Here is an 11,952-nt window from a genome sequence, read left to right as displayed (position 1 = left end):
ACGCATGAAAAAGATTACCACGACCGAAGCTTTGGCGAGTTTTTGCAAGGAAGCTGCGAAACGGGCCTATGTAACCGTCGATACTGAATTCCTGCGTGAACGCACCTATTATTCCAAACTTTGCCTTGTTCAACTTGCCTATCAGGATGAAAATTGCGAAGACGCTGTGCTGGTCGATCCGCTGGTTGATGGGATTTCGCTTGAACCGCTTTATGATCTGTTTCGCGATCATGGCGTCGTCAAAGTGTTCCATGCGGCCCGCCAAGACCTTGAAATTTTCTTTGTTGACCAAGGTGTTATACCAGAACCTTTATTCGATACACAAGTTGCGGCGATGGTCTGCGGATTTGGTGAACAGGTTGGGTATGAAACGCTAGTCCGTAAAATCGCCAAGGCCGATTTGGATAAATCTTCGCGGTTTACCGATTGGTCCCGCCGTCCGCTGACAGACGCGCAGGCGACATATGCTTTGGGCGATGTGACGCATTTGCGTGATATCTATGAATTCCTCTCGGCGCAGCTTGCTAAGACGAGCCGCAAGAAATGGGTCGCCGAAGAAATGGCCGTTTTGCAAAACCCGGAAACCTATCAGGCGGACCCGGAGAATGCATGGAAGCGGGTCAAGACGCGCACGCAATCGGGACGCTTTTTAGCAATCGTACGCGAACTTGCGCGGTTCCGTGAAATCTATGCCCAAGAGCGTAATATCCCACGTAACCGCGTGTATAAAGACGATGCTTTGGTTGAACTGGCGTCGACAAAGCCCAAGACTGAACAGGATTTGGGCCGCTCGCGGTTGTTGCTGCGCGAAGCCCGCAAAGGTGATATCGCGCAGGGCATTTTGAAAGCCGTGCAAGACGGGCTGAACGTGGCCCCCGAAGACATGCCAACCGTCGTGAACCCGCGCGCAAAACTGCAGGTAAACCCGGCCTTGGCGGATATGTTGCGCGTGTTGCTCAAGGCGAAGACAGACCATGAAGGTGTTGCGCCAAAGCTGATCGCGACCTCTGCCGATTTGGATGCGCTTGCGGGTGGGGAACGCGATGTGCCTGCTCTCAAGGGCTGGCGGCGCGAGGTCTTTGGCCATGATGCGCTGCGCATGTGCGATGGGCTGGTGGGGCTGGCTGTAAAGGGCCAAAAGGTTGTAACCGTCGCCCTTTGAACGACAAAGATTGAGAATACAGATGGCAAATGCTGATTTTGAAGACCTCGTCGAAACCTTTGAATTCCTTGATGATTGGGAAGACCGCTATCGCCATGTGATCGACATGGGCAAGGCGATGGATCCGCTTGAAGAAGCATTGCGTGTTCCTGCGACCAAGGTTGATGGTTGCGCCAGTCAAGTCTGGCTTGTGCCGCAGATCAACGATGGCGTGTTCACCTTTCGCGGGGCATCGGATGCGATGATCGTGCAGGGGCTGATTGCGGTTCTATCAGCGCTTTATAATGGCCAACCTGTCGCTGATGTGCTGAAAACGGATGCGCCTGCTGAATTGGCGCGTTTGGGGCTGAATGATCACCTTTCGGCGCAGCGGTCCAATGGGTTGCGTGCAATGGTCGAGCGTATTCGCGAAACGGCTGATGCTTCAAACAGCTAATGCGTTGTGCGGTGAAAGCTGTTGCCAAGTGTTTTGGATCAATACTGAAACTTCACGCGGCTTGAGTGTAGGTAAGCAGGTCTGACGCAAATTGTCTTGATCTGTAGCCGTGCAATGCTGCGTGGCGGTGTTGATTTGGTTGATCTTGCGGGGGCCAAGAATTTGATTGCTAACTGGCCCAAGAGCAAGCGTTTCAGCCCATATACCACCCGCGCAAACAAGCGTATGGCGTTCACATAGCACATGATAGTAGGTCACAGTGTTCGCGAAATCTTCAACTATTGCTTGCTGGCCATCACACATTGCTTTGGCTGGGACCAATACATTACTTGATCCAAAATAAAGCGACGCCATAGGGTCTGATATCAATATACGGTGATTGCCCGAGAACCGGATTGCCGGTTGATCCGCTTTACGGCCGAAGGCTGTAGGTGCAAAAGAGAGCGGTCTCGCGTTAGCGTTGGTTGGATCAGTCAGGTTTGTTATCCGCTGTGCCCCAATCCAGAGAACCTTAGTTGCCGACCCAGCCCAATCGACGAGGTATTCGCCCGCACGAATATCTTGGATTTTTTTGTATCCACTGATGGTGAGAAGGGGGGTATCATAGACGAAACAGATCGGCGTGGTTGCCGACGGGCTGTCGTCTAAATTGAAAATCATTGCTATGCCGCCAATTGCACTTGGCTCGCCATCGGGGAACACCATATACATTTGATCGTCATTCGGATCTTGCATCAAAATAACGGGCACCTGTGGACCAACACCGATTGTCGCTGGGCCCAATGCGATGCCTGCTTGCGCGGTGCCAGTAGCGATTACGTTCATAACGGTCGTGTCAAGGTCAGCGGTTTCGCCGGGGGTAATTACACCATCAGCATCCTCGAGTGTTTGGCTTGTTGGTGCACCGAAATCTCCCAGCACTATGGTAGTATTAGGAGTAAGCAAGTTGGCAACTAAAAGTGCTCCATTATACTCTCTAACGGTACAAATAATCTGTGCCACTTTGCGATACCTTTATTGTTGGGTCGCTTTGCGGGTATCGCGCCAAAATTTCACGATACACTCGCCAAAGCTCAGCTTATGGGTGTTATGTGGTTAACTAAACACTCACGCATAGGGTGTTCAAGTGGGGATTTCATATACCCTCTAGGGTACTTGGGTGTGCTCAGTACCCTAGAGGGTCTGTAGTGTCCGTTTTAGGTCACCATAACCGGTAAATCGGTATTCAAACTCCAACCCCAGACGGTCTGCACATTCCCGCGCCTTTTCAACAAGTTCCGGGTTTTTGACCTGCGCCTGATACACTAGTTTTTCGTAGTTCCCAAAATACATGTCTCGCAACTGCGGATGTTTGGACAGGCCTAGGGGCTCCCAGACAAAGGCATCGAATTGACGTACCAGGAAATCCGTCAGGTAAAACGACGTGACCTCATCAAGTGTGGCAAAGGCGTCATTGCCTTCATAGAATGAATAACAATGCGGTCCCGCAATCATTTTGACGCCCATTTCGTCGCAAGTTGCCTGCAACTGTCCGCCTGTGCCGCAATCAGCATAGACGACAAATATCCGGTCGTAGTGATCTCGGTATTGCGTCACCGCCTGACGCACGGCTGGTTCTATTTTTTCGGGGCGGCTGTGGTAGATGGCAGGCAGGCATTGCAGGTCAAGATGGTCCCAGCCGTGGCCTTTGCGCAATGCAATAATCTCACGTGCGAGCGCGCCACAGGCGATCAGTAACACCCGTCCACACCCGTCGGGCGTCAATCCGTCATGGGTGAGGGTGGCGTCAGTGGTCATCGTTTTGTCGCAAGAAAACGCAGACCAACTGTTAACGCCAGCAGGGCGACAATGCCGAATGGCGCAAGCCCACCTGCTATGGCCACTATCCAAACTGTTACCGCCGCGAGGGCGATGACGATAACGAAGAGAATGGCAAGTGTTGTGCGCGGCATCTGATGTCCTGTCTTTGGGATATAGATAGGATGCCGCGCAAGAATGTCTAGGTTGCGGCCACTTGATTGTGTTTGCGCGCCATGAAGTCTTTGGCTGTTTCTACAGCGACAGCTGCGTCACGGCAGTAAGCGTCAGCGCCAATGGCTTTGCCAAATTCTTCGTTCAGCGGCGCACCACCAACAAGCACGATATAATCGTCGCGCATGCCTTTTTCGATCATCGTGTCGATCACGACTTTCATATAGGGCATCGTGGTGGTCAGCAGGGCAGACATGCCCAAAATATCGGGCTGTTCAGCTTCGATGGCTTCAAGATAGGATTCAACAGCGTTGTTGATGCCCAGATCTGTGACCTCAAAACCGGCGCCTTCCATCATCATCGCGACAAGGTTTTTGCCGATGTCGTGAATGTCGCCTTTGACGGTGCCGATGACCATTTTGCCCATACGTGGTGCGCCTGTGGCAATCAGTAATGGTTTCAGGATGGCCATGCCGCCCTTCATTGCGTTTGCGGCCAGAAGAACCTCTGGGACAAAAAGAATCCCGTCGCGGAAGTCATGGCCCACGATGGTCATGCCACCGACAAGCGCTTCGGTCAGGACCTTGTATGGTGCCCAGCCGCGGGCAATCAGAAGGTTCACACCTTCTTCGATTTCGTCCTTCATACCATCATAAAGGTCATCAAACATTTGCGCGACAAGATCTTCGTCGTTCAGTTCGGACAGGATGATGTCATCTTCTTCGTCAGACATTTGGCACCTCGTTTGCGTTTCTCCTTACGTAATGCGCCCAAAATGATTTGGCCAGCCAGTGATTTGCGACATTCGCAAATTCAAACCCGACTTACCGTTGTCTGCGTTCTTCATTTGTTCTAGTCTGTGGATAGGCAAGGTGCCCATTGTGAATAGATTTGCCGTTATGACTGATTTTTGGTCCCATTTCCCCCCAAAAAATACCCGCACCCACGAGGCATGCGGGCCTTCTGCACCTGTGTTTGCTGCCGCTTTTGCGGGGCATCTGTGCGGGGCGAACGGTAAGATGGTGTTTTGGCTGCGCGAATCGTGGCAAGGGGTGCAGCTCAACCCGGTTGGGTTTGCGTCCTATTTGGACCCCAAGCAGTTATTGATTGCCCAAACTGCCCGCCAGATCGATGCGCTCGCCGCCGCAGAGGAGGCCTTGCGATCCGGCCATATTGCGCTTGTGGTGATCGAGCTTAGCCAGCGGATCGGATTGACCGAAGGGCGGCGATTGCAGCTCGCCGCGCAAGAGGGTGGGGCGACGGGTCTATGTCTACTGTCCGAGGATATGGGTAGCAATGCGGCGCAAACGCGCTGGCGCTGCACCCCGGTTTTTGATGCAAACGGGGCGGCCGCAGACTCGACTTTGCAGAATTGGGAAATTATAAAGAACAAATCAGGAACATTAGCGAATTGGAACGTAGAGTGGCATGCGCAAACGCGTCGTATCAATGTGGTTTCCAAACCTGCCCAGCGATAGGGTCCTGCGTGCTGGTGCGCTGAATGGCGATGACACGCGCCCCTTTGTCGTGACACATCACGCAAAAAACACTGACCGCATTTATTGCCTGAACAATGCTGCTGCGGCCCAAGGGCTTCACCGGGATATGGGGTTTTCGGATGCACGTGCCTATTGCCCCGATCTGCAAAGTTGCCCCGCTGATCCGATTGCCGATGCGCGATTTATACAAATGCTTGCCCGGTGGAGCAAACGTTACTGCCCTTGGGTGGGTTTGGACGGTAGCGACGGGTTGTTATTGAATATTGCAGGGGCCGCGCATCTTTTTGGCGGTGAGGCGGCGATGCTTGATGACATGCGTCACAGACTAACGCGCGCCGGATTGCAGGGCCGTGTTGCCGTGGCAGATACGCGCGGGGCCGCTTGGGCATTAACGCATTATAGCCAAAGGAGAAATACCGAAGACATCACAGATTTACCGGTTGCGGCTTTACGGTTGAACGCAAAAACGGACGCGGCTTTACAGCGGCTAGGTTTGCGTCGGGTTTCAGACCTAATTGTTTTGCCTCGTGCCACAATCGCGCGCAGATTTGGTCCTGATGTGGTGCTGCGTCTGGATCAGGCGACGGGCGCGCGTGACGAAGATATTTCTCCACTGAAAGACGCGCCGGGTTACGGGGTGCGGATGACCTTGCCTGATCCCATCGGGCTGAACGCAGATGTGATGGCAGGGGCAGCACGCCTTTTAGAGCGGTTGTGTGCCAAGCTCAAAGATCAAGACATGGGCGCGCGTAAGCTGCAGCTTCACTTACGCCGGGTTGATCAGGGCGCGCAATTAGTTGAATTGCGGTTGGCTGCCCCGATGCGCGATGCAACACGTATTTTGCCGCTGTTTGAACGGGGCGTGGGCGCGGTTGATGCAGGCTATGGCATTGACCAAATCCGGCTGACGGCCATTCAGGTCGAACCTTTACCCAAAGCGCAGATCACCTATGGGGCAGCGACGCGCAGTGATGGGATTGATGACCTAATCACGCGCATTGGTAACCGGATTGGATTGGACAATATACACCGGTTTTTGCCTGCTGATAGCCATATCCCCGAACGCAGTTTTCAAATCGCCGCGGCTGCCTATAGCCGGGCGGAAGGGGCATGGGCTGCACCGCGCCCGCGCCCGTTGCATTTATTTGCGCCAGAACCGATCGCAGGGATAGGGACACGCCCGCCGCAGTATTTTCGCTGGCGCCGCATGGCACTGACAGTAGGTCACGCGACAGGCCCCGAACGGATCGCACCAGAATGGTGGTTGCCCGATGATAATTGGCGGTCAGGTCTACGCGATTATTGGAAAGTGGACACGGTGCAGGGACGCAGGTTGTGGCTGTTCCATACGCCGCAAAAACCGGGTTGGTTTGTACAAGGCGAATTCGCATGATTGCGCGCCCACCATCCATCGCACCCGGTTATGCCGAACTGGGGGTGACCACAAATTTTACCTTTTTACGCGGCGCGTCCCACCCGGAAGAAATGATCGCGCGCGCAGCCGAACTGGGGCTGCAAGCACTGGCGATTACGGATCATAATTCACTGGCCGGGGTGGTGCGCGGGTTTTCAGCCCTGGGCGAATTGCGCCGGGCTGACCCTGACCGTCATTTGCCAAAACTGATCATCGGCACACGTCTGATCTTGCGCGATTGCGACACGCATTGGTTGGCACTGCCGCATGATCGGTCGAGTTACGCCAATCTGACGCGGTTGCTGACCTTAGGCAAACGGCGCGCACCCAAGGGCGACTGTTATCTCGATCTGCGTGATCTGGAACAAGGCGGGGAGGGGATGACGCTGATCGCGCTTCCCCAGCAGGGATTGCGCGCTAGCCAATCTGACATCACCCGGATGCGTAAATGCTATCCAAGCGATGTCTATCTGGGGGTCGCCCCCCGCTATGATGGTAGTGACCAGCGCTATTTTGATGCTTGCGCGCGGCTGGCCCTGCGCTGTGCGGCACCGATGGTCGCGGTGGGGGATGTGTTGATGCACCACGGATCGCGCCGCCAATTGGCCGATGTGCTGACCTGCATGCGTCACCACATCACGATTGACCAGATCGGCACCCGCGCATTGCCCAATGCGGAACGGCGGCTGAAGGGGGCGGGCGATATGCAGCGGCTGTTTGCGCGCCACCCGGCCGCCTTGCGTCGCACGGTGCAAATCGCCGCCAAATCCAGTTTTTGCCTCTCAGAGCTGAGCTATGAATACCCAGATGAAATTTCAGGCGATGAACCTCCGCAAGACCGGCTCGTGCGGTTGGCGCATGCAGGGTTAAAGACGCGCTATCCGCAAGGGGCCTCTGACCGTGCGATTGCGCAGATGTATAAAGAGCTGGATTTGGTCAAAACGCTTGATTTTCCCGCCTATTTTCTCACGGTGCATGACATCGTGCAATTTGCACGTGGGCGGGGGATCCTGTGCCAAGGACGCGGATCAGCGGCCAATTCGATCTTGTGTTATCTGCTTGGGATCACCGATGTCAGCCCCGAAACCATCACGATGGTGGTGGAACGGTTTGTGTCTGAGCATCGCGGCGAGCCGCCAGATATCGACGTTGATTTTGAACATGAACGTCGCGAAGAGGTGATCCAGCATATCTATGCCAAATACGGGCGACACCGTGCCGGGCTTTGCGCGACAGTGATCCACTTTCGGTCGCGTGCCGCCATCCGCGAGGTCGGCAAGGTCATGGGGCTGTCCCAAGATGTGACCGCCAATCTATCGGGGCAAATCTGGGGCATGTCCAACGGCGGAGCGGACCCCGAACGGATCAAGGAACTGGGCCTTGATCTGTCTGACCCGCGACTGGCGCAGACGATCAAACTCATTGGCGATATCATCGGGTTTCCGCGCCACCTGTCACAACATGTTGGTGGATTTATCATCACCAAGGGGCGGTTGGATGAACTTTGTCCGATTGAAAACGCGGCGATGGATGATCGCACGATTATCGAATGGGACAAGGACGACATCGATGCGTTGGGGATTCTAAAGGTCGATATTCTGTCGTTGGGAATGCTGACCTGTATCCGCAAAAGCTTTGATCTGATCGCGCAGCATGGCGGGCCAGACTATAGCATTGCCAGCGTGCCGCAAGGCGACGAACGGACCTTTGACATGCTCTGCCTGGCCGATGCAATTGGGGTATTTCAGGTTGAAAGCCGGGCGCAGATGAACTTCTTGCCACGGATGCAACCGCGCATATTTTACGATCTGGTGATCGAGGTTGCCATCGTGCGTCCAGGTCCGATCCAGGGCGGGATGGTGCACCCCTATATTAACCGCCGCCAAGGCAAAGAGCCTGTATCATTCCCATCGACAGAGCTTGAGAATGTGCTGGGTAAGACGCTTGGTGTGCCCTTGTTTCAAGAACAAGCCATGCAAATTGCTGTGGTGGCCGCCGGGTTTTCACCGTCAGAGGCGGATAAGCTGCGCCGATCTATGGCGACCTGCCGGCGTATGGGCACCATCGGAGAATTGCGCGACAAATTCATCGCAGGGATGCTAGAGCGCGGGTATGAACCCGAGTTTGCGCAAAGTTGTTTTTCCCAAATCGAAGGGTTTGGCGAATACGGGTTCCCCGAAAGCCATGCTGCCGCTTTTGCGATGTTGGCCTATGTGTCGGCGTGGCTCAAATGCCACCATCCGGCGGCGTTTGCCTGCGGGCTGCTGAATTCACAGCCGATGGGGTTTTATGCGCCCGCGCAAATTGTGCGTGATGCGCGTGAACACCAGATTGAGGTCCGCCCGATCTGCGTGAATACCAGTGACTGGGACAATACGCTTGAAAAACGCAGCGATGGGGCGCTGGCGCTGCGGCTTGGGTTTCGCCAGATCAAGGGGTTTCGTGAAGAAGATGCCGCGTGGATCGTGGCCGCGCGGGGCAATGGTTACCGTGACCCGCAATCACTATGGTTGCGCGCGGGCGTTGGGCCGCCAGTGCTGGAGCGTCTGGCCGAGGCAGATGCCTATGCAGATATGGGGCTGGGGCGGCGCGATGCGCTTTGGGCGGTGAAGGCGATCAAAGGCAACCAGCTGCTGCCATTGTTCAGCGATCCATTGGACGGTGAGGGGATTGAAGAGCCGCCCGTGAACTTGCCCACCATGCATCTGGGCGAAGAGGTTGTCGAAGATTACGTCGCGATGCGCCTGTCATTAAAGGCGCACCCAATGGAGCTTTTGCGCCCGCATCTGAACGGGCTAACCCCACATGCGACCTTGCCCGATGTGCCTTTGGGGCAGGTGCAGGTCTGCGGGCTGGTGATCACACGTCAACGCCCCGGCACTGCATCCGGTGTGGTGTTTTTGACGATTGAAGATGAAACAGGGGTGGCAAATGTGGTCGTCTGGAAAACAATCTATAAACAGTTCCGCCGCGCGGTGATGGGGGGGCGGTTACTGCGGATCACCGGGCATGTGCAACGCGAAGGCATTGTTGTGCATGTGATTGCGCAGCATGTTGAAGATATATCAGATCAGCTACGCACACTTGGGCATCCGATGGATGATGCGGTGGGGATTACCCAACCGCAAGCGGATGATGCACCGCGCCCACGGGCGCAGGCGCGCGCAATGCATCCGCGCGATCAGGCAAAGCGGCTTTTTCCAAGCCGCGATTTTCACTAGGCCTTGCGGCGGCGGCCACGGCGCGGTGCGGCTTCTGGTCCGGCGCCATCTGTGCCATCCGACGCGGATGAAAACCCGCCCAAAACTTCAGAGATTTTCTCTAATGTCGGGCGATCGCCGCGTGGGTGTGTTTCCAAGGCTTCGCGCATAGCGCGCAGGTGATCAGGCGTTGTACCGCAGCAGCCGCCAATGATTGTTGCACCGCAATCACGCGCAAGAACAGCATAATCGCCCATCAATTCAGGGGTGCCATCATAGTGGATATGGCCGTCGTGGTATTTCGGAATGCCCGCGTTGCCTTTGGCGATAATAGGCGCGGTTGGTCCCGCCGCCGAAAATCCCAAAACAGTGCGCAGCAAATCAGACGCGCCGACACCGCAGTTGGCGCCAAAACCCAAGGGTTGGTAATCAATCGTGCTGATTTTTTTCACCAAATCAGCCGAAGTTAAACCCATCATCGTGCGCCCAGCGGTGTCAAAACTCATGGTGCCGCACCACGGCATATCGGCCAACGCAAATGCTTCGGCAGCCGCTTCGAATTCTTCGGCAGCTGAAATGGTTTCGACCCAAAGAACGTCAACGCCACCGGCTTTAAGCCCCTCGGCTTGTTCGTGGAACATTTCAACCGCACGTTCGTGGGTCAATGTGCCCATCGGCGACATGATCTCGCCCGTGGGGCCGACAGAACCTGCGACCACGATTTTGCGGCCTGATGCATCGGCAACTTCGCGGCCCAATTCTGCAGCGGCTTTGTTCAGCTCATGTACGCGCGATTCAGCGCCGTGTAGCTTCAGGCGCGACGCGTTTGCACCAAAACTATTGGTCAGAAAGATATCGCTGCCCGCATCAGCCGCACCTTTATACAGGGCTTTGATCTTGGCGGTTTCTTCTATGTTCCACATCTCTGGGGCGTCGCCAGACATCAACCCCATGTTAAACAAGTTAGTGCCGGTAGCGCCGTCAGCCATCAGCCAGTCGCGTGTTTCAAGCAGTTCTGAAAGGACGTTTGTCATGATCTCTGAGGCCTTTGGTTATGTTGTAACCGTCGCTTGTCACGTTTGGACCAAAACTTCAATTCCAAAGGTAATAATTTGATACATTGCAGCGCTTTCCATGGAAGGTTGGCAAGGGGGCGGTGAATGGCGAGGGCGAGGGCGCAGCCACTGATCCAAAATGCAACTTTATTAGGGGCCTCGTGATATCTGGGTGCCCATATCGGGCCAAAACAACGTTTAAACTGGACCAACCCGCGCCTGCGATCGGCCAAAATGGAGGGCATATGGCGCGGATCGGGGACCGTGGATAACGACAAAGTGGCAATGCCATTGCGCTTCGCCGCTGTGATCGTGGCCACAATGGCGGCGTGGACCGCACCGTCGGGCAATCCCGGTCGATAGCGGATCAAATCAAGGTGCCAATCGACGGGCCCCGCGTGAAACGTGACAAAGCCTTGGATCTCGCCCTTGCATTTGATCAAAAATACCCGCTGCTCCAAGATATATTCCAGCGTAAACTGTCCCATCGAACAGCCCATTTCGCCCCCATGGCTTGTTGCCCAGGTACGTGCAATGGCTGGCAGGTCGGATATGGCATGCGGCGCCATTTCACAGATTTGAACGTCTGCGGTTTTTGCGGCGCGTAACTTACGGCGTAAAGATTGCCGGGTACCACCGCTAAGTGACCATGTGTCAGTGCGGATCAATGCCTCCATCGTGGTGCGCCGTATGTGCCAACCGGCGCGTGCGGCCTGAACTGCCAACCGCCCAGAGCAATTATACAAGACGGGACATTTTGCGTTACGATGGGCCGCCCTTGCAAATGCGCGGATATCAAAATGGCGATGCTGTCCGCCAAGCGCTGCACGAAACCCCGCTGTATCAACATGAAAACATGGCCAACCGGCAATGTGGTGGACCACACCGCTTTGCCGCGCGAGGCCCCAATGTGCCGGGGATTGATCCGGACTTTCTAAATCTGCCCGATCCGCGAGCAAGGTTAACCCCGCGAGCACGGCAGGCACTGCGTAATAGATAATCCGAAAAAGGATCAGCGCAGCGACGATATCTTCATGGCTGGAAAGCAGGCCGAGCAAAACCAAATCAAATGCGCCGACGCCACCGGGCGCGTTGGCCAATAACCCCGCGCCCAAGGCCAATACATAGGCTGCAAGCACCGCAGTAAAGCCGATATCCACCCCGGGTGGTAACACCAGATAAAGCGCGGTGGCTGCGCAGATCATGTCGACGCCA

General features: G+C 55.3%; 11 protein-coding genes. 5 read left to right on the top strand and 6 right to left on the bottom strand.

From position 1 onward, the window contains the following. Positions 1 to 4 precede the first annotated feature (4 nt). Positions 5 to 1,162 carry a ribonuclease D gene (rnd, locus tag DS901_RS05275; RefSeq protein ID WP_113775894.1) on the top strand — a complete coding sequence of 386 codons (1,158 nt, stop codon included), beginning with the start codon at positions 5 to 7 and terminating at the stop codon, positions 1,160 to 1,162. Positions 1,163 to 1,184: 22 nt separating this feature from the next. Next, positions 1,185 to 1,598 carry a SufE family protein gene (locus tag DS901_RS05270; protein WP_113775893.1) on the top strand — a complete coding sequence of 138 codons (414 nt, stop codon included), beginning with the start codon at positions 1,185 to 1,187 and terminating at the stop codon, positions 1,596 to 1,598. Here DS901_RS05270 and DS901_RS05265 read toward each other — a convergent pair. The 4 genes from DS901_RS05265 to DS901_RS05255 all read right to left on the bottom strand — a co-directional run bounded on the left by DS901_RS05265 (position 1,587) and on the right by DS901_RS05255 (position 4,302). After that, positions 1,587 to 2,519 carry a Hint domain-containing protein gene (locus DS901_RS05265; protein ID WP_113775892.1) on the bottom strand — a complete coding sequence of 311 codons (933 nt, stop codon included), beginning with the start codon at positions 2,517 to 2,519 and terminating at the stop codon, positions 1,587 to 1,589. The two genes, DS901_RS05270 and DS901_RS05265, sit on opposite strands and share 12 nt — an antisense overlap. Before the next feature lie 252 nt (positions 2,520 to 2,771). Next, a complete protein-coding gene (locus tag DS901_RS05260; RefSeq protein ID WP_113775891.1) occupies positions 2,772 to 3,395 on the bottom strand; it encodes a DUF1638 domain-containing protein in 624 nt (207 codons plus the stop codon). Next, positions 3,392 to 3,550: a hypothetical protein gene (locus DS901_RS18670; RefSeq protein WP_181820777.1), complete on the bottom strand. Its 159-nt coding sequence runs from the start codon at positions 3,548 to 3,550 to the stop codon at positions 3,392 to 3,394. The genes DS901_RS05260 and DS901_RS18670 overlap by 4 nt, the downstream gene beginning before the upstream one ends. A gap of 47 nt (positions 3,551 to 3,597) precedes the next feature. Then, positions 3,598 to 4,302, bottom strand: coding sequence for a corrinoid protein (locus DS901_RS05255; protein WP_113775890.1), 705 nt, complete (start codon positions 4,300 to 4,302; stop codon positions 3,598 to 3,600). A gap of 166 nt (positions 4,303 to 4,468) precedes the next feature. Here DS901_RS05255 and DS901_RS05250 point away from each other — a divergent pair, with 166 nt between their 5' ends. From DS901_RS05250 to DS901_RS05240, 3 genes are read left to right on the top strand one after another with little or no spacing between them, the layout of a single operon-like run. Further along, positions 4,469 to 5,047, top strand: coding sequence for an ImuA family protein (locus DS901_RS05250; protein WP_113775889.1), 579 nt, complete (start codon positions 4,469 to 4,471; stop codon positions 5,045 to 5,047). Further along, complete coding sequence (locus DS901_RS05245; protein ID WP_258546657.1) at positions 4,998 to 6,461, top strand: Y-family DNA polymerase; 1,464 nt, start codon at positions 4,998 to 5,000, stop codon at positions 6,459 to 6,461. Before DS901_RS05250 ends, DS901_RS05245 begins: the two co-directional genes overlap by 50 nt. Then, complete coding sequence (locus DS901_RS05240; protein ID WP_113775887.1) at positions 6,458 to 9,703, top strand: error-prone DNA polymerase; 3,246 nt, start codon at positions 6,458 to 6,460, stop codon at positions 9,701 to 9,703. The genes DS901_RS05245 and DS901_RS05240 overlap by 4 nt, the downstream gene beginning before the upstream one ends. Here DS901_RS05240 and bmt read toward each other — a convergent pair. Together bmt and DS901_RS05230 are read right to left on the bottom strand one after the other, a co-directional pair. Further along, positions 9,700 to 10,716, bottom strand: coding sequence for a betaine--homocysteine S-methyltransferase (gene bmt / locus DS901_RS05235; RefSeq protein ID WP_113775886.1), 1,017 nt, complete (start codon positions 10,714 to 10,716; stop codon positions 9,700 to 9,702). The two genes, DS901_RS05240 and bmt, sit on opposite strands and share 4 nt — an antisense overlap. Then, positions 10,713 to 11,942, bottom strand: a complete 1,230-nt coding sequence (locus DS901_RS05230; protein WP_113775885.1) for a phosphatidylglycerol lysyltransferase domain-containing protein — start codon at positions 11,940 to 11,942, stop codon at positions 10,713 to 10,715. The genes bmt and DS901_RS05230 overlap by 4 nt, the downstream gene beginning before the upstream one ends. Between the last annotated feature and the right edge of the window lie 10 nt (positions 11,943 to 11,952).

It is taken from the genome of Loktanella sp. D2R18 (assembly GCF_003318235.1).
GTDB lineage: Bacteria > Pseudomonadota > Alphaproteobacteria > Rhodobacterales > Rhodobacteraceae > Yoonia.
The sequence above is the reverse complement of the archived record's forward strand: the minus strand, read 5'-3'. Positions and strand labels throughout refer to the sequence as shown.